At 48.0% G+C, this 18982-nt stretch carries 19 protein-coding genes; 3 read left to right on the top strand and 16 right to left on the bottom strand.

All coding sequences use genetic code 11. From position 1 onward, the window contains the following. Positions 1-17 precede the first annotated feature (17 nt). The 6 genes from ACSTTG_RS21390 to yfcC all read right to left on the bottom strand — a co-directional run bounded on the left by ACSTTG_RS21390 (position 18) and on the right by yfcC (position 5263). Positions 18-1130, bottom strand: a complete 1113-nt coding sequence (locus tag ACSTTG_RS21390) for an autoinducer 2-binding periplasmic protein LuxP (protein WP_438476222.1) — start codon at positions 1128-1130, stop codon at positions 18-20. 46 nt (positions 1131-1176) lie between these two features. Then, the gene (locus ACSTTG_RS21395; protein WP_438461056.1) at positions 1177-1464 is read right to left on the bottom strand and encodes a GIY-YIG nuclease family protein; all 288 of its coding nucleotides are present in this window, start codon (positions 1462-1464) and stop codon (positions 1177-1179) included. A gap of 4 nt (positions 1465-1468) precedes the next feature. Further along, the gene (locus ACSTTG_RS21400) at positions 1469-2110 is read right to left on the bottom strand and encodes a YceH family protein (protein ID WP_438461020.1); all 642 of its coding nucleotides are present in this window, start codon (positions 2108-2110) and stop codon (positions 1469-1471) included. A gap of 15 nt (positions 2111-2125) precedes the next feature. Further along, positions 2126-2317 carry a hypothetical protein gene (locus ACSTTG_RS21405; protein ID WP_438461019.1) on the bottom strand — a complete coding sequence of 64 codons (192 nt, stop codon included), beginning with the start codon at positions 2315-2317 and terminating at the stop codon, positions 2126-2128. Between the two features lie 196 nt (positions 2318-2513). Beyond that, complete coding sequence (locus ACSTTG_RS21410; RefSeq protein WP_438476224.1) at positions 2514-3515, bottom strand: succinylglutamate desuccinylase/aspartoacylase family protein; 1002 nt, start codon at positions 3513-3515, stop codon at positions 2514-2516. 272 nt (positions 3516-3787) lie between these two features. Further along, positions 3788-5263: a putative basic amino acid antiporter YfcC gene (gene yfcC, locus ACSTTG_RS21415; RefSeq protein ID WP_438476247.1), complete on the bottom strand. Its 1476-nt coding sequence runs from the start codon at positions 5261-5263 to the stop codon at positions 3788-3790. A gap of 371 nt (positions 5264-5634) precedes the next feature. Between yfcC and ACSTTG_RS21420 the strand changes: the two genes are divergently transcribed. Then, positions 5635-5952: a DUF496 family protein gene (locus tag ACSTTG_RS21420; RefSeq protein WP_438461017.1), complete on the top strand. Its 318-nt coding sequence runs from the start codon at positions 5635-5637 to the stop codon at positions 5950-5952. A gap of 206 nt (positions 5953-6158) precedes the next feature. Here the strand turns inward: ACSTTG_RS21420 and ACSTTG_RS21425 are convergent, their stop codons facing one another. Then, positions 6159-7103, bottom strand: coding sequence for a glycosyl transferase family protein (locus ACSTTG_RS21425; RefSeq protein ID WP_438476225.1), 945 nt, complete (start codon positions 7101-7103; stop codon positions 6159-6161). Positions 7104-7260: 157 nt separating this feature from the next. Continuing rightward, the gene (locus tag ACSTTG_RS21430; RefSeq protein WP_438476227.1) at positions 7261-9630 is read right to left on the bottom strand and encodes a putative bifunctional diguanylate cyclase/phosphodiesterase; all 2370 of its coding nucleotides are present in this window, start codon (positions 9628-9630) and stop codon (positions 7261-7263) included. 410 nt (positions 9631-10040) lie between these two features. Here ACSTTG_RS21430 and ACSTTG_RS21435 point away from each other — a divergent pair, with 410 nt between their 5' ends. Next, complete coding sequence (locus ACSTTG_RS21435; protein WP_438476228.1) at positions 10041-11006, top strand: response regulator; 966 nt, start codon at positions 10041-10043, stop codon at positions 11004-11006. Continuing rightward, the gene (locus ACSTTG_RS21440; RefSeq protein WP_438476230.1) at positions 11006-11974 is read left to right on the top strand and encodes a GGDEF domain-containing protein; all 969 of its coding nucleotides are present in this window, start codon (positions 11006-11008) and stop codon (positions 11972-11974) included. Before ACSTTG_RS21435 ends, ACSTTG_RS21440 begins: the two co-directional genes overlap by 1 nt. 1 nt (position 11975) lies before the next feature. Here ACSTTG_RS21440 and ACSTTG_RS21445 read toward each other — a convergent pair whose 3' ends face one another. From ACSTTG_RS21445 to infC, 8 genes are all read right to left on the bottom strand, one after another. Further along, positions 11976-12614: a response regulator gene (locus tag ACSTTG_RS21445; RefSeq protein WP_438461012.1), complete on the bottom strand. Its 639-nt coding sequence runs from the start codon at positions 12612-12614 to the stop codon at positions 11976-11978. Then, entirely contained in the window at positions 12611-13960 is a 1350-nt protein-coding gene (locus ACSTTG_RS21450; protein WP_438476231.1) for a cache domain-containing protein, read from the bottom strand. Before ACSTTG_RS21450 ends, ACSTTG_RS21445 begins: the two co-directional genes overlap by 4 nt. A gap of 387 nt (positions 13961-14347) precedes the next feature. Then, positions 14348-15634 (bottom strand): TRAP transporter large permease, encoded by a 1287-nt coding sequence (locus tag ACSTTG_RS21455; RefSeq protein ID WP_438476233.1) that lies wholly within the window; start codon positions 15632-15634, stop codon positions 14348-14350. Between the two features lie 12 nt (positions 15635-15646). Further along, entirely contained in the window at positions 15647-16189 is a 543-nt protein-coding gene (locus ACSTTG_RS21460; protein ID WP_438461009.1) for a TRAP transporter small permease subunit, read from the bottom strand. A gap of 86 nt (positions 16190-16275) precedes the next feature. Then, the gene (locus tag ACSTTG_RS21465; protein ID WP_438476235.1) at positions 16276-17376 is read right to left on the bottom strand and encodes a TRAP transporter substrate-binding protein; all 1101 of its coding nucleotides are present in this window, start codon (positions 17374-17376) and stop codon (positions 16276-16278) included. Between the two features lie 358 nt (positions 17377-17734). After that, the gene (gene rplT / locus ACSTTG_RS21470; protein WP_004401084.1) at positions 17735-18088 is read right to left on the bottom strand and encodes a 50S ribosomal protein L20; all 354 of its coding nucleotides are present in this window, start codon (positions 18086-18088) and stop codon (positions 17735-17737) included. Between the two features lie 41 nt (positions 18089-18129). Beyond that, positions 18130-18324, bottom strand: a complete 195-nt coding sequence (gene rpmI / locus ACSTTG_RS21475) for a 50S ribosomal protein L35 (RefSeq protein WP_004401085.1) — start codon at positions 18322-18324, stop codon at positions 18130-18132. A gap of 105 nt (positions 18325-18429) precedes the next feature. Next, on the bottom strand, positions 18430-18981 hold the full coding sequence (gene infC, locus ACSTTG_RS21480) for a translation initiation factor IF-3 (protein ID WP_438461054.1): 552 nt from the start codon (positions 18979-18981) through the stop codon (positions 18430-18432). Position 18982 lies beyond the last annotated feature (1 nt).

Consider the following 18982-nt stretch of genomic DNA (forward strand, 5'->3'; position numbering starts at 1 on the left):
GGTACCAAGGTTAACGATTAAGGGTTCGAGTAGCGAAACGCTTGCTGCTTTAACGCCTGCACATCTTGCGGCTCTGTCAAAGACGTCAATACTTGAAAGCTGCCGGAATACACAGTCGGTACCGCTTTTCCTTCCAGATCCCACTTGATGGCTTCAGCCATGGCGATGCCCGTGTCGTCATTCATCCGCATCACAGTGACATCCAGCTCTTGATTGGCAAGGGCATTAAGCTCAGCCGTTCCACCGCCCCAGCCATTGATAAAGATATCTTCACGCCCAGCCTCTCTAAGGGCATCGACTGCACCCAGTGCAACATCGGTCGAACACGCATAGATAAAGTCGATATCTGGCTCTTGGCGCAGAATATTCTTGGCCGCTTGATAGCCCGAGGCACGACTGGCATCGGTGTAGAATGACGAGGCTAGGCGGTAATTGTCATGATTCGTCATCTTGTCGATAAAGGTGGTGCCACGAGCCTCACTCACATAGCCCTCTGAAAAGTAAATCACTGAATAGTTCACATCAGGTTGGGGGAAGGTCTTCTTAAAATGATCGACCAACAACTCTGTCCCCTTAATATGGTCAAAGCCGACATACATAAAAGGCTGACGCTCTCCCCAATCTCGCAGCGGGGTAGTGATATTTTGCAAAATAATCTTGGTTTGAGCACTGCTAAGCACATGCTCGATAAACTTGCGATGGCGGGTTGTGTCGAGGGTAAAGACTAAATAATCCGACTTATTCTTGAGTGCTTCCATCAAGGATAAACTCTGCTGCCTTAAATCAACATTCGGCCGAGTAAACACTTGGTTAATCTCATAATCAATCCCAAGCTCGTCCATGCGTCGCTCGAAGGCACTGATATTACGCACCCAATAGTCAGACACCTGTTGACCAGGATACACCACCGAAATAGTCACAGGCTCCACCTGCTCTGCGCTTAAGGGGATTGCCGGACTTTGCACAGTATCAGACAACTGCTTGGTCAGACTGCGTTGCTCAGGAAACGCATTGAGAAACTCATCGTATTTCCAGTATTCAGCGAGCACTTGGTGAGAATGAGGGTCTTCTAACGCCGATGCACAAAAGGCGGTGAGGCATAGCGCAATGGAGGGTAGTAAATTTTTCATGTTATGGTCTTTTTTAGTCCTTGATTGCAGCAGGTGCCTGTAGCGACTACATCTGTTCAAGACACCATTCCCCTTTGATCAACGACTCTTTGCGCGATTTAGGCAGCTTTTTTAGCTTGTGTTCCCATTGCTGGGCCTCGCTCCGGCTCTTTCCTGCCGGGGAGGACCAAACCAATATCAGCGGTCCCTTGCCTCTTAATGCTTTGGCACCCTTGCCGGTCCTATGCTGCTCAAAGCGACGCGTAACATCGGTCGTTACTCCACAGTATAGAGCATTATCTTTAGTTCGAATAAGATAAATAAACCAACAAGATAGCACCAAAAAATCCTTTATTGACTTAACTGCGCTGAGACTCTAGCTCGGCAATCTTGGCCTTAAGAGCGGCCACCTCTTGTTCAAGCTCCGCGATACGAGCATCTTTACTGCTGGCCATGGTTGGCGCGGCAGCTTCAAGTGCACTGATGTCCACCTCACCACAGAACAGGTGCTGGTAGCGAGACTCGCGTTTACCGGCTTCACGTGGCAGCTTAACCACCAAAGCGCCACTCTCACGCTGTGACATGGCAGTGAGTAGTTGCTCTACCTCTTTCACATCGCCAAACTCACACAAGCGACTGGTACGAGTGCGCAACTCCCCAGGTGTCTGCGCGCCGCGCAGCAACATACAACATGCGATGCCTTTCTCCTGCGCGCTTAACTGCAAATCACCAAACTCGGTATTACAGAAGCGGTGTTGGTACTTGTTAGCTCGGCTGTTAAAACCACTCTCATCACTGACCAAGCGCTTGGCAATCAAGCCATCCACCGCAGACTTTACCTCTTCTGCAGTAAGTGACATCACAGGCTCTCGGTTGCTTTTTTGATTGCACGCAGAGGTCAGGCTATTGAGTGTTAAAGGGTAATAGTCTGGCGTGGTGACCTCTTTCTCAATCAAGCAACCAATAATCCGAGCTTCAATAGGTGAGAGTACGATTGTCATTGTAGTTATCCTTTTCTAGTGTTCTGGGTAGAGATTGAGTGGACGTAAGTTACCCTCGGCATCCATCATCATGATGCGCGAGCGCTGTAACTCAACCTCTGTGGCCTCGATATACTTACGAGCCCCTTGATAGGCTTGGCCGAGCTTAAGGCAGTCCCCTTTATTGGTTGCACTTGGCTCTACTGGTGCCGATGTAGACTGTGGCACTGTGTATTCGATTTGGTGTTTTAAGTGTTTGGTAATTAGCATAAGCAAACGGTATCGAATCCAATCTTGCCCTCATCATAGCTAGAGAAGTCCTTAGCGACAACGGTCATGATAACAGTTGCCTAAAGATCCAACATCTCGATAAAAAAATAGGCGCTCAAGCTGTGCTTTGCGCCTATCAACAACATTGTTACGGCTATTTACACAATAACCGAACCACGAGAGCTCCTGGTTCGCGCATGGCATCCACGTTATAACTCAATACTTTACCAGCTTGTGGTGCAGTGTAAGTATCGATAAGATCACCAAAGGCATTGTATTGTTTAGCCACAACCGTCCCCTCTGTGACTTCAGTTAGCAGCTCGACTTGTGGCAGCACTAAACCGCCTTGGCGAGCACGGATACTCACAACAGAGTGGCCTTCCATACACTCGGCACTCGCTGCCTGTGGTTCACCCTCCAGCATACCGACGAACTTGAGGATATTTTGCATCCCTTCAACCGCTCGACTGATCAGATCTGGCTGGGTGATTTTACCCATACCAACCTCAACGGTGATACTCGGAATACCGCTATTGTTCCACACCGTTTCCAGCACACCAGCATCACCTGGATCGTCAAGAATGCAATCTGCATTCATCAAGCGCGCCATTTGCAGCGCTTCTGGCAAACGGAAATCTGCAAAGACATACAGTGGATAGACTGCGCCACTGGTTTGCGTGTGCAGGTCAATCGCACAATCTGCATTCGGTCTAAGTAACTTAGTCCAGACACAATCAATAAAGCGATGCGCGGCATCACCCTGTGGGTTACCTGGGAAGAAGCGATTCAGGTTGGCCGGTGATGCATCAGGGTCTGAGCTAAAGAAGTCACGACTATGACGTAACATGCCCGTGATATTGATCATCGAAACGACCGTAATGGTCCCTTTGATACTTTTTGCCTCCAGGCTTCGAATCATCTCATGAGCAGCTAACACCCCATTCAACTCATCGCCATGAACGCCTGCTGTGATCATCACCCGCGGGCCAGGAATGTCTCCTTTAAGCACACTGACCGGCAGCAGTTGCGGCTGAGCAAGCGCATTCGTTCCAGCTTGAAACCAAAATTGATGATGCCCGGGGGCAAGGTCTTTCACATCAAGCTGCTCAATCACAGCGGTCCCTTGAATAACATCGGCAAGGTGTACCGTTGGCATAATATTTCTCTCTTAATAAACAGGTTCGAGTAACAAAGGTTCGAGGGACGGGGACGGGCGTTGCCCTACGGGGTGCGAGGAGTTTAACACTCTTGGTGAGTTGCTCGTGCCTCGGAAAGATATGTGACTGACACCCAAAGTAAATTGGGCGATTTAGTGGACGGGTACTGCCCCTAAAGTAGCGAAGACATACCAACACACTGGAAGTCCTCGCACCTCGGAACGAAGTGTAACTCGCTCCCCGCCCCCTAAAACATTTATGTTTGTGTGTTTTACGCAAAGCCCATCAGATGTGCTCCGACCACGACAATGCTCGATAGTGTGAACAACAATACGATGAAACGCCAGCAGAATTTAGCCCAGTTGCCCCAATCGATACGACATACGCCCAGAGTTGCCATCAGTGAAGCCGAAGTAGGTACAATAATGTTGGTAAAGCCATCACCTAACTGGAATGCAAGTACGGCTACTTGACGAGTTACGCCAGCAATATCGGCCAGAGGAGCCAGTAGCGGCATAGTCAAGGCTGCTTGGCCAGAGCCCGAGGTGACGAAGAAGTTGAACACCGACTGGAAGACATACATCAACCACGCTGCGCCAGCTTCAGGAAGACCACTGATCACACCGCCCGCGCTATTAAGAATCGAGTTAAGTACGCTTGCTTCATCGGTTGAGCCGCCACCCAAAATAAGCAGCACACCTTTGGCGCAACCTACTAGCAACGCTGGAGCTAGCATCACGCTCGCGCCTTCTTTGAACGAGGCCGCGACATCGTTCATTGTCATGCCGTTAAGACGGAACACAACGCCAATGATACCGGCAACAAAGCCCATAGTGAAAAATTGCGATGCGATTTCCGGGATATACCAAGCGTGTGCGACCACTCCCCAAACCACCCAAACTGTGGTTGCCGTCACCGTCAGGATCACCAGAGTATCACCTAGATTCCAGCGAGACTCTTGGTCACCCGCTTCTTGTGCACGGAAATGCGCGTCACTTTGGTAGCTGTATGACAAGGTTGGCTTGGCTTTGATCTTAGCCGCATACAGCATGGTGAACGCAATACCGATCAGGGTAAACACCACCCACATCACCATACGCATCTGCATACCTGAAAGAACTGGAACGCCGGCAATACCCTGGGCAATAGCGACTGAGAATGGGTTCATCCATGAGGTGGCAAAGCCGATTTGTGTCGCCACGTAGGTCACCATCACGGTGGTAATACCATCGTAACCAAGGCGCACCATCAAAGGCGCGATGATGATCGCAAACGCCACAGCCTCTTCGCCCATACCGAATACGGCGCCGCCAAGCGAGAACAACACAAATAGAACCGGAATAAACAGCGATTCACTGCCCTTGGTTTTGTCAATTAGGCGCAAAATACCGTTATCGATGGTACCGGTGCGCATCACAACACCAAAGGCACCACCGATCACCAGCATAAACATAATCACGCCGATCGCACTGCCCCACTTAGAGCCCGAAACCAGTCCTTCAAACGGGAAGTTCATCAGACCAATGCCGCCACCAGAAGCAAACAGGCCGACCTTGTTATACTGAAGGTCACCATTCTCGTCGGTCGCATAGCTAAAAGACGTCGGATCGATCACCGTGCGGCTCTTCTCGACACCATCAGCGATGTAAGAAACTTGCTGGCTATCAAACTGACCTGCTGGGACAAAATAGGTCAGGATACTGGCAAGAATACCGACAACAAAAATCAGGATTAGGGTGTCTGGCATCTGCCAGGTTTTGTTCTCTGTGGTCACTGCAGGTGACTCAATATCTGTGTGCGACATGGCTAGTTTAACTTTGGCTAAAGTGTGAAATCAAAAAGAGCATGAAATGTCATACATTCAGAATAAAAAGTCAATATTTAGACACAAAGTAGGGTTAATAATTAATATTTATTTGATCTGAAGTCACAAGCTCGCGGACAAACTCGTGCTTTGCCAAGACCTTTTTAACTCACATTTATGTTAAGTGCTGCAAACTCTGCCCGCACGGTAGTCGAGAACACCTTGAGCACCTCGAGTGAACTGTGCTTTAATCACTGCCAGTTGCTGCACACTTTGTGCGGCGCCATTTTAGAATAGATTTTGGGGAAAAAGTTATGAGTAGCGTATTTGAAATCGTTAGCCAAGCTCGTCGTAAAAACAAACTGAAGCGTGAGCTGCTAGACAATGAAAAGAAAATCCGCGACAACCGCAAGCGTGTCGATCTGCTAGAAAACCTGCTGGACTACATCCGCCCAGACATGCCAACAGAAGAAGTGATCGCCATCGTGAAAAACATGAAGGCAGACTACGAAGATCGCGTTGACGACCACATCATCAAAAGCGCAGAGATCTCAAAAGCGCGCCGCGACATCAGCCGCCGCATCCGCGAACTAACCGAAGAAGACAAGGCTTCGACGCAAGGTAAAAAATAAATAAGGGACACTTCGTTCCGAGGAGCGAGGACGTTTCACTGCGAGGAGCGAGTAGTTCACTGCGTGTGACAAGCTCCTCGCGAAAAAATACAGGACACTTCGTTTCGTGCCGCAAGGACGTCTCATTTTAGAACACGAACAATCTTCAGCGAGCGACAGACACCCCGCTCCCCGTAGGGCAAAGCCCGTACTCGAACCCCGCACCTTTATTTAATATATTCATGCCAATACCGATCAGCGATCGCGATCGCGCGTTCTCGATCTCCGCTTTCGGTAAATAGTATTGAAGCCATGGTCTCTATCACCGTGTTGACCATTAAGTGGCGCAGCTCTCTTGGTGTGCCAAGGGGGCAGACGAATTTCTGGTCGACTTGCTCTAATTGACGCTCCGCCCAGTAGTGAGATTCAACGCCTTGTTCGGTGCTGAGCCAGACGGTCTGACTCACCCTTGGGTTGTATTCTGACTCCCCTGATTGTCCCTTAAATGAGATAATCGCTGAGGATAAGCCAATCTCATGTTCAACCTCGGCATGCAGCTGTTGAAAGCCTGGGTGAAAACTGCCTCGAAGCCCTAAACGGGCCTTGCCTGGATTTAACGCTCGAACCACGGTATTGATTGGTGTCCTTAGCCCATAGCGCTGCTTCCAAGCGATCATTTTTTCTGCTTGAGGGGCGAAGTTAGCTAGTGGCAGATAAACAATTCCCTGCTCTTCAATCAACTTCTGCGCCTCAATCGCATCTTGAGCAATCGGCACTCCCACTTTATCGAGATAATCTTCAACATGGAGGCGATCTAAAGTCGGGTCTTTAAACCCGTGTAGTACGACTTTGTAACCATTGCTTGCAAGGATTTTCGCGGCTAGCAGTTGCCACGGTGGTCCTGCAGCATGACGCTTACCGGCGTAGCATGGCCAATCTATATCGGCGCCAATCTCCGGCATCCGCGATTGAAATGCACTGACAAAACCCGCAATCTCCTGCTTAGTCTCATTCTGTACTCGGATCAACATAAGCAACATCGCCATCTGATCGTCACCAACTTGCCCGTCAAGGTATTCATCCATTACCCGATAGGCCTGGTCAAAATCAAGCGGCTTTCGACCCCGTTCTCCGCGTCCTACTGTACGAATGCACTCTAAAATACTGCTCATAGCTCTGTAGCTCTTCCGTGAATAGCAAAAATTAACATCAACTTATCGATTTCGCTGGTCAGGATCAAGCCATGCTTATTAACCTGAGTCAAAGCAACCGGCTGCATCAGGCCAATTGCGGCCCAGCATTGCAGCAATTCACACTGTAAACTGACGCTTAGAGGGCGTTTTTGGTGACCAATGACAGATGGGAATTTGCCGAAAGAGGCTGCCTGATGATTGCCGAATAAGCTTGCTCTTGCGAGATGGGCTTTGAAAAATAGTAGCCTTGTAGCATCTCGCAGCCCAACTGGGTTAGATAATCAACCTGCGAGGCATTCTCTACCCCCTCTGCGACCAATTCCAAGTTATGCGTTTTCGCCAGTGAATAGATAACTTTTGCCATTGAAGGCTCAGCTCCAATCGCATCATTGAGCATCTCAATAAACACTTTATCAATCTTCAAGACATCAAAGGGGTAATGCGCCAATTGGTAAAATGAGGTATAGCCTGAGCCGAAATCATCCAGTGCCAAGCGGAAACCGAGGTCTTTCAGGGCATTGAGCGTAACACCACCATCGTCTTGATTGGGAACAAAGGCGGTTTCTGTGATTTCGAGCTCCACTTTTGATGTGTCAATCTGATACTGCTCAACCAGTGTCGTTACTTGACTCACAAATCGCTCGTTGGACAACTCGAGTGCTGAAATGTTAATTGAAAAAATCGGCACCGTGCTTTGACTTTGGCTGATGCGCTTGATCATGGTAAAGCTATTGCGCAGCACCCAGAGGTCAACGTCTTCTATCAAACCCAATTTTTCCGCTTGCGTCACGTACTCTTCTGCTGAGAACCCTTGCTCTTCAAGCTCAGGGCAACGCAGCAAGACTTCATAACCTCGGGTATGTTGATTTTTTGCCTCAACAATCGGCATAAACATCAGCCTAAATCCATCATGAATAAGCGACGAAACTAGGGCTCTCTCTACGATCTCACTGCTTCTTATCTGCTGCGCGATATCCACATTGTAAAATTGGTAATGATTACCATCGACCTGCTTGGCAGCTTCTAGCGCCCTTTCCGCCTGTGTCTGTAACGCCTCAATGCCGACCGTCGAGCCCGTCTGTTCTATCTCAACGATCCCGAGGCTAACAGACAGTGGCAACGCATGAAATTCGAATTGATAGCCGTTAGAAAACAGCTCCTGGATCGCATTCACAAGTTGCAATAAACGCGAAAAACTGCCCGTTCCATCGACGTAAAGGCCAAATTGATCCGATGTCAAACGTGCAATCGCAACATGGCTCGATGATTCGACATACTCCGTGACCAATCGACGTAGCTTAGCGGCAAATTCAACCAAAAACCGATCGGCTGCCGCTCTACTGATGTGATCGTTAAGCCATTTGAAGTTATCGATATCAAGGTAAACCAGATAAGCGGGCACGCTTCCCTGTTGAAGAACAATCAAACGCTTGAGCTCGGCAACAAAGTAACGCCGACTTTGCAGGCCGGTGAGCTCGTCTTTCTCGACCAAAGAACGCATGTTTTTACGCATCATAAGATAGGAGTCGCGTAGCTCAGAAATCTCAATATCTGACGCGTGCACCACACCTTCTTTGGCATCCAGTTGCTGGGCGTATTTATCGAGTGGAGCAATGACAAACTTGATCACCAAAGCGTAGAAAATAGCCAAAATGAGTAAGGTGAGCCCGAGCATGATACCGACAATACCAAAACGCTGATAGGTTAACTCTGTCGCCAAGACCTCACTGTCGAGTTCAACAGACAGATTGAATAGAGGCCCACTGACAGACAGGTTAATCTGATGTCCAAACCAAGGCGAAGTATGCTCTATTTGATACTCTTCTCCTGCCGTGATGAGTCGTTCAGATGCTGAATGCTCCCACATAGGACCAAGCAACACCCCCTCATATTGCTCGACAGGCTTCGCTGCCAAACTGACTTTATACTGCTGCAGCGGACCAAACTCTCGCTGCAACTGGCGGGTGAGGTCGGAGAATATCGTCAGTGGATGAATGACCAACAATAGCTGCTGCGTCGGTAAGGTAATCGACGTGATCAACAGCAGATCATCACCTTGCTGCATCAGACGATGATAACGCCGGTTGAGGCTCAGCTGGGTCTTTTGCGCCTCCGCCAGCAACACTGACAGTAAGCTTGGCTGGGTATACTGATTTTCAGTAATGATATTTCCAGAGGCATCAATCAAGGCGAGTGTAAATTGTGCCTGACTCGACACATCCTCGGGCACAAATAGCTGTTGAAGATGCATGGTAAACGAACGCAATACCTGGCGGCTGTCTCTGTCTGGTAACAGTCGGGTAAGCTGCTTCTCTTGTAGCAGCGCCGCATCGATATGCGCATCCACTCTGCGGATGGCTCGTGGAACTTGTTGCATCATCAACTCCACCTGAACTGCCCAGCGAGTGGCAAACGCTTGTTTAAGCTGGCTCGAGGTATACAGATAGAGACAGGTGCCAAGCACAACAAACAACATACAGGTGATAGGCACGAATACTTTTTGCATTCTGCCCAATAGTGAAGAGCTAAAAATACTTTTCGCAACTCGCCGCATGCTATACCCTTAAACTACAGTCAGATCTTAGGTGCTTATTTTTCACTGAGATCTAAGCAATTTAGAATAAATTAATGATTTTTCTACAAGTATTATTGATAAATTCAATCAGCTTATTATTGATTAATTGGTCAATAATATCTCCTGGAAAGGTAAGCCACTAATCTACCGAGCTACAGACGAGTTAACTAGCAATTAGTGCATCAAGTAGTGATAATATTCTCAATACTTAATCGCAATTATTATTTATGTCATTTTGTGAAATGCATCTGTATGTAATTAATACTTTTGCTTATTTCTACTAGTGTGCTTAAATTACAGGTATTACTATAATAATTTGATCTTGCTTCCAAAGTTGGTAGATGAATATTCTTGTTTGTGATGACTCAATCGTCGCTAGAAAGTCCATTATTCGCTCAATAGAACCTCAGCCACATATCAAGATATATGAGGCAGATGATGGTGTTCAAGCGATTAGCTTATTGAAAAGCAAAAATATCGATGCACTATTTCTTGATCTTACCATGCCAGTAATGGATGGATTTGAAGTGCTTAATACCCTGCCAGTCAATAGCCATCCAACCACTATCGTGGTTTATTCAGCTGATGTACAGCAGCAAGCAAAAACACGTTGTCGTAACCAAGGAGCACATTTTTTCATTTCTAAACCTTTTGAACACGCTGAACTGATCCCAATTTATAATCAGTTGTCCATTCCATATACCAATACTGAGCAGAATAAAAATTCCGAACTAGCGAATCATTATACACCTCAGCAAAAATTAAACGAGACAGTCAATATTGCACTGGGCAAAGGGGCTGCGATTATGGCTAACCACCTTAATCATTTTATTGAATTGCCCATTCCCCATGTTGGCTATCTCACCTATGGCGAAGTGAGCATGGCAATGGCAGATGTCCTCAACCAACCCCATGCAACGGCCGTGACGCAAAGATTTGTTGGTGGTGGCATCCACGGAGAAGCGCTGGTCTGTCTGCGCGGTGAGGATGTTTTGGACATAGGCATCAAGCTTGGCTATCATTCACAACTTACCGATGAAAACGAGGTATTCCAGAATATTGCCAACCTATTAGTCTCATCATTTTTACTCTCTTTCGGCGAGTTACTCGATCGCCCTTTCTCACTCCGTCAACCTGCACTGCTGTCACGTTCGGCGAGTCATTTTAATCAGCTCAAACCCAATCAACCACTGTTTGCAATCGAGTACACCTGTTTTGCTGAGGACATGGACTTTGAATGTGAGGTCCTGTTTATGGTTGATCAGCCGTCGGTGGCGATCATTTTCGATATCATGGAGAACATATAATGTCGGCTATCACTATCGAAATGAAAGAGTTTCATTGGATGATGCAGATCCTCGACAATATGGACTCGGGTCTAGTGGTACTCGACCGAAAGAATCGCGTCGTTATCTGGAACAGCTTTATGCAATCCTACAGTGGTGTCCCCTCTCAATCGATTCTGGGGAAAAACCTGTTTGAATGCTTCCAGGAGCTACCCAAAGCCTGGCTTGAGGCGAAAATCACCAACGCGACATTGCTTGAAACCCGCTGTTTCTCAAGTTGGGAGAACCGCTCGTACTTATTTAAATTTAAAAATTTCTCTCCCGCGTCCCATGGCAGTCAGTTTATGTACCAGGATATTGTGCTGACACCGCTCAAGTCACTGACAGGCGAGGTCAGTCACATCGCGATTCAGATCAATGACGTGTCAGAGACCGCACACAATAAAATTTATCTGGATGAGACTAATCAACAACTCGAAGAGCTCAATCGAAGAGATGGCTTAACCAATCTATTTAATCGGGTTTATTGGGAGCAGGCGTTTGCTGAGCAGTTTGAGCGCATGACCCGCACCGAGCAGCCCTGCACCTTAGTGATGCTCGATATTGATCGCTTCAAATCGATCAACGATAACTATGGGCACCACATCGGTGATGAGGTGATCCGCAACCTCGCGACAACCTTAGCCAAATCCGTCCGCAGCAAAGATATCTGTGGACGCTATGGCGGAGAGGAGTTTACGGTTCTGTTGCCCGATACCGACAGCAGTCAGGCGATGTTTTTCTCGGAGCGATTAAGAAAGAAAGCGGCACAGAGCATCGTTATGCATGATGGTCAGCCGGTCACCTTTACCATCAGTCTGGGTATATGTACTTTCCATCCCCGCTTTAACAGCCATGTCGACTGGCTAAACTGCGCTGACGAAGCCCTCTATCGCGCCAAACGCCTTGGGCGCAACCAGACCCAAAGCTACGTAGACTGCGTTTTTTAACCTAGCTGACGAGTCCTCGTTCAAACGCATACTTGGCCAGCTCGGCCGTCGAGTGAAGATCCAGTTTGTGCTTGATGTTTTGTCGGTGTGTCTCAACCGTTCGATAGCTTATCCCAAGTAACATTGCTACTTTCTTGCTGCTATGCCCCTCAGCAACCAGCTTGAGCACAGCTTCTTCCCTACGACTTAATGGGTTCACCCTTTGCGCGGCAGGCACCACCTCTTGGGTAAACAGGGTTTGCGTCACAGATTCACAAAAATAGGTCGAGCCTTGGTTGACTGTTTTTATTGCCTGAACCATTTTATTAGCGCAGATCTCCTTGAGCATATAGCCCACCGCCCCGGCTTGCATCACCTTCATAATGTACTCACGGTTATCATGCATAGTGAGCATCAACACCTTGATTTGTGGATACTGCTCGCAGATAAGTCGCGTCGCATCAATGCCATTCATGATCGGCATACTCACGTCCATCAGCACGACATCAGGGCGCAGCTGCCCGACCAGTTCGACCCCCTCAAGACCATTACTTGCACTGCCAATCACATCGATCTCAGGCTCATGTTCTAGACGCGCAACAAACCCATCGAGGACCACTTGATGGTCATCAACAATCACTACACGAATCTTGTCACTCATCTCGCCTCCTCTATACCGATCAAAACCGTAACCTCAGTCCCTAGGCCCACCTCGCTATGCAATTCAAATTCACCACCAATAAACTCGACACGCTCTCGCATATTGCGCAAACCAATCCCCCCTCGGCTAAGCCCTATACTGGTATTAAAACCAACCCCATCATCGCGAACCATTAATTGTAGACGAGGGCCAATTTTAGACAGCATCACTGTCACGCGGCTTGCTCCTGAGTGTTTCTCGACATTGTTCAGTGACTCCTGAACCACACGATACAAGGTGGTCACAATTTCCGAGCTTAATCGTGCTGCTTGGGTATCCAGTGACACCTGCACTTCGATGCCCGAATGAGATTGAAAGTCTTCAAGCAAGGTGCTCAGTGCGGCCTCAAGACCAATGTCATCCAACGCACTAGGCCTAAGCTGATGCGAGATATGTCGTACTTCGTTAATCGCCATCAACAGCGAATGCTGAGCTTTTGACAGATGATCAAAATGACCCGTTTCGTTGATACTATCTTTGAATAATTCTAGGTGGCATTTGCTTGAAACCAAGAGTTGATTAATCCCATCATGCAGCTCTCGGGCTAAATGTTTCTTTTCATCCTCTTGAAACATCACGGTTTTAAACGCTAACTCCTTGAGGTTACGATCTGCAAGGCGATGCTCATGTAGGTTAATCGCCAGGGTCAAAACGATGATCACCGCTACCGTAACAATCAAAATCACCATCACCGAAAAGAAGGTCGTCTCTATATTGCGATTAATCGCCGCATGCATTGTCTCAACTTCCTGACTGACATCTTCAATATACAGCCCGGTACCCACCATCCAGTCCCACTTATCCAACCACGCGGCATAGCTGAGTTTAGGCACTGTCTCTCCAGTCGAGGGCTTTTGCCACAAATACTGATGAAAGCCACCACCCGATTGCGCCTGAAACAACAAGGCCTCGATCAGGGAGTCACCGTTTGAGTCGGTTAAGCTAAGCAGGTTTTGCCCCACCAACTCTGGCATAACAGGGTGAACCAGATTGACACCGTTTTGGTCGTAAGCAAAGAAGTAACCATCAGCGCCGTAACGCAGCCCAGTCAAGATCGCTTTGACCTCGGCTTTGGCCTCACTTTCGTCTTGATTCGGGTCGTTATAGACGTGAGCTATCGCATCAAAGGCTAGGTCGAGACTGTCTTTGAGTGCGCTTTCACGCGATTTGATTAAACTGTCGCGAAAGATCTCAACCTCTTTTTGTCCAAGGCGTTTGGTCTGATGAATCGATATCCAACCGACACTCAAGGTGACCAGTACCAAAGGGATAAGAGTTAACAAGATCAGCTTAGCTTTTAACGGCATAGACCTCCTCCAATCAAAAATTGCCTAGCAAGCTAGGCAATTTAAATTTAGCAGTTATACCCAAGTGACCTCAAGATACAGTTTCAGCGAGACTTGCTTGGTTTGCAGCCAAGGCGGTCACTTGAAGATTTAGTGGTGCTAAATCGAAAGTGACCAACGCAGGCTGCGAGCCGCGGGCGGCCAGCCAAGCAAACTCGCCCAAAGGGAGTCAATATACGGGCTCATCTCCGCGTCAAATGACTTTGAAAGGGATAACCATTTCTGCAGCCATTTTCCTTGATATGAGCCCGTATATTGACTCTGAAGTCTGCATCTTGAGGTCACTTGGGTATATCATTAAATCATGAGGTTATGTAGGTCATATTTTGATAGATCCATCAAACTGCTTTATGCCATCCCATACAGCTGCGGAAACACTAGCAAAGAGACGAGTACAACGATTTGAATCAGGATAAACGGCACCACACCACGATAGATATCACCAGTGGTCACCCCTTGAGGTGTGACGCCTTTTAGATAGAACAAGCTAAAACCAAACGGCGGCGTCAGAAATGAGGTTTGCAGGTTCATTGCGATAAGAATGGCGAACCAAGTCATATTGAGCCCCATCAACTCAGCAACCGGTGCAATGATTGGTACGATAATAAAACAGATCTCAACAAAATCGATAAAGAAGCCCAGCAGCAAGATCACCAGCATGGTGATGATCAAAAAGCCCCATTTTTCACCCGGGATCTGCAGCATCCACTCCTCGACCAAGTAGTCACCGCCTGTGTAGGTAAACGCCATTGAGAAGGCGGTCGCGCCAAGCAAAATCGCAAACACCATCGCGGTGACTTTGACGGTTTCTTTGGCGGAGTCATAGACCATAGCCCAGCTAAACTGGCGATAAATTAAGGCAAGCAAGATAGCACCCGCACCGCCCAAGGCAGCAGATTCGGTTGGTGTCGCGATACCGGCAAATATCGAACCTAATACCAATACAATCAACACTAATGGCGGGATAACGGCCTTAAGCGCATTAATCACCTCTTGTTTGCGACTGATTGATGGGTCACGCTCTAGTGCTCGAGCGGACTCAGGGTAGAACTTGGCATAGATCAGTATGTAGATAACGTAAGCCGCAACCAAAGCCAGCCCTGGCCAAACCGCCGCCTTAAATAAATCCCCTACAGGCACCCCTAGCACATCGCCAAGTAAAATCAGGACGATAGAAGGTGGAATAATCTGCCCCAACGTGCCCGAGGCGCAAATGGTGCCGCATGCTAACCCTTTGTCATAATTGTACTTAAGCATAACAGGTAAAGAGATCAGTCCCATCGCGACAACCGATGCCCCCACCACCCCAGTTGACGCAGCAAGCAAGGCTCCCACCAAGACCGTCGAAACCGCTATGCCTCCGCGCACACCGCCAAATAGGCGCCCCATTGACTCCAATAACTGCTCAGCAAGGCGCGTTTTTTGTAATACCAAGCCCATAAACACGAATAAGGGCACCGCCATCAGCACCGTATTTTCCATGATGGACTGAATGCGATAGGGCATAAACGCAAACATATCCATACCCTCGGCCCAAACGCCAAAGATCAGGGCGATGCCACCAAAGGTAAATGCCACAGGAAAGCCGAGCAACAGCGCAAACAGGGCAACGAAAAACATCACAATTCCAATCATTCCCTTGCCCTCTTATTGCTTGCCAAAGTTGCTGTGGTGATGAGTGAGGTGTGGGTGAACAATGCGGTTGATAGAGTGTAATATCAAACCAATCCCACTAATAAACATGCAAATAAACGACACTGGGATCATCGCCTTGATGATCCAGCGATAAGGTAAGCCCCCTGGGTCTCCCGAGGTTTCACCCAGAGTGTAGCTTTCTTTGGCAAAATCAATCCCATACCACGCCACTAATAGGCAAAACGGAAACAAGAACACCAAGGTACCAATGATATCCACTACCGCTTGTACGCGGTGAGATAACCGCTCATAGATGATGTCGACTCGCACATGCCCACCCGCTTTAATCGCGTAAGGGACACCAAGTAAAAACACCGCGGAAAACAAGTGCCACTCCAACTCCTGAAAGGCAATCGAGACGTCATTAAAGACATACCGCATCACCACATCGTAGGTAACGTTAACCAGTAAAATCAGAAACAGCACACTGGCTAGCCAACCGAGCAGGTCACCAAAACGGTTAAACAGGCGCTCTAGATAGATCAAACTTCTCATATTCCAGTCCACAGAGAGGGTTTCGCGAGGGTGCGAAGAAGGATTGATGGGCGAGGCAAGCGCCTCACCCGTGGAGCTCAACCAAGTTATTCAGCGGCCGCCTCTGCTTGTGCATTGAGGTAGGCGCGGTGCGAGAGATCAGACCAAGGGCGGACCTGCTCTAGATAGGCCGCTTGAGAGTCTTGGATCTGTTTGGCCATCGCGTCTTTCTCAGCATGCTGCTTGAGCAAGCGATCATTGGCTTCACGCAGCGCATCCATCACCTCGGGTGGGAAGTTCTTCACCTGCACGTTCGGGTATTCGGTGGTGATCGACGCCCAGTTCTTACCGCTTTCATGCTTAGATTGAGTGTACATGTCGTAGGCCGCCGTCTTCATCGCCACTTGGAGGATCGCTTTAAGATCATCTGGCAGACTATCCCATTTGCGTTTATTGACTAAGAACTGAAGCTCAGTTGCTGGCTCATGCCAACCTGTGTAGTAATAAGGCGCGATTTTATGAAAGCCCATGCGTAAATCAAGCGATGGCCCCACCCACTCCAGTGCATCGATGGTGCGGCGCTCAAGTGACGTATATAGCTCACCCGGGGCGATATTAGTCGGTTTGGCGCCTAGCTCAGCAAGTACTTCACCCGCAAATCCTGGGATACGCATCTTAAGGCCTTGCAGGTCTTCTACGCTATTGATCTCTTTTTGAAACCAGCCACCCATTTGTACATCGGTGTTACCGCCAGGGAACGACAATAGGTTATGCGGTTCATACACTTGCTCCATCAGTTCCATTCCGCCGCCATAGTAGAACCAGGCATACTGCTCAACGGGCAGCATACCAAACGGCATAGTCGTGAAGTACAAAGTATTGGGCACCTTACCCTTCCAATAGTAAGACGCTGAATGCCCCATATCGTATTGACCGGATTTCACCATATCAAACACACCAAACGGCGCCTTGTGCTTGTTGGAAGAGTCGATACGGATCTGAAGTCGGCCGCCAGACATCTCTTCTGCCATCTTGGCCATGTTTTTGGTAGTGTCACCGAAGATTGGGAAGTTAGGCCCCCAGGTCTCCGCCAGTTTGAGTCGGTAAACCTTGTCGTCGGCCACTGCCGAGGCCGCAGATAGGCTGCATATTGCTGCGACCACAACTCCAGCGACAGCACGTTTTACGCTTTGGTGAATAAAGCTCATGTTCTCGTCCTTTATGTTCATTGAATCGACCCTCGCCAATGAGAGCTTCTTTGCTTAATAAAGATGTGACACAAATAGCCTGTGTGAAATGGGCGTGAACACGCAGCGATACAGCAACGAGAGGAACGAGCAGACCTAAGTATTACGTAGTACTGCGTAGGAAAAACGAGGTCAGCTAGGTAACTATCTAATTTTAATAAGGGGAACTTGAGTTCTAATGAGCAGTGGGAGGAAAAACACTTAGTCACTCTTCGGCATCAGCGGTAACAAGTGTGTAAAATTTACTCACGCTAAACGACAGGCAATAAAAAAGGAGAGCCGAGGCTCTCCTTCTCTTAAACCTGATAACTACTTCTAATTAAAGAGCAGCTTTCGCTTTTTCAACTAGAACTGCGAATGCAGCTTTGTCGAATACTGCGATGTCAGCAAGGATCTTACGATCGATCTCGATAGATGCTTTCTTAAGACCGTTGATGAAACGGCTGTAAGATAGACCATTTTGACGAGATGCAGCGTTGATACGTGCAATCCACAGTTGACGGAATTGACGTTTCTTGTTGCGACGGTCACGGTAAGCGTATTGACCAGCTTTAGTAACTGCTTGGAAAGCTACGCGGTAAACACGTGAACGTGCACCGTAGTAACCTTTAGCTTGTTTTAGAACTTTCTTATGACGTGCACGAGCTTGTACACCACGTTTTACGCGAGGCATTATGTCTCTCCTAAACTAAACGATTGATAAACTAAAAAGAATTAAGCGTATGGCATCATACGAACAACTGCAGCCACTTCACACTTAGGAAGGATTGCGTTTGGACGTAGTTGACGCTTGTTCTTAGTAGTACGCTTGGTCAGGATGTGACGTTTTGTAGCGTGCTTGTACTTAATACCACCAGCAGTTTTCTTGAAACGCTTAGCAGCACCTTTGTTGGTTTTCATCTTAGGCATGATGAATAACTCCGCATTGTTGAGTTGTTTAAACAATAGTAATTAGGGCGAATAAAACCCCACCGTTTCGCAACGGCGGGGTTCAATTACTTGATAAGCCGTTAATTACTTCTTTTTCGGGGCCAGTACCATGATCATCTGGCGACCTTCAATTCTCGTTGGGAAAGATTCCACAACAGCAAAATCTACTGTGTCTTCTTTCAAACGATTTAGAACGTCAACACCGATGTCTTGGTGAGCCATTTCGCGGCCACGGAAGCGAATTGTTACCTTCACTTTGTTACCGTCTTCAAGGAAACGCGTCAGGTTGCGTAGTTTTACCTGATAGTCTCCGATATCAGTTCCAGGACGGAATTTTACTTCCTTAATCTGAATCTGCTTTTGCTTCTTCTTCTGCTCTTTAGCAGCTTTGCTCTTCTCGAAGAGGAATTTGCCATAGTCCATCACACGACAAACTGGTGGCTCGGCGTTAGGGCTGATCTCTACAAGATCCATACCAGCTTCATCAGCTGCTGCAAGTGCCTCTTGGATCGATACGATACCAACAGCTTCACCGTCAGCGCCTGTTAAACGAACTTCACGAACGCCACGAATTTCACCGTTCAAACGGTGCTGGTTTTGTTTGGCCGGTTGTTGGCCACGTCTTCCGCCTTTAATA

Origin of the sequence: Vibrio glycogenivorans (assembly GCF_051660965.1) — a bacterium.
Classification (GTDB): domain Bacteria; phylum Pseudomonadota; class Gammaproteobacteria; order Enterobacterales; family Vibrionaceae; genus Vibrio.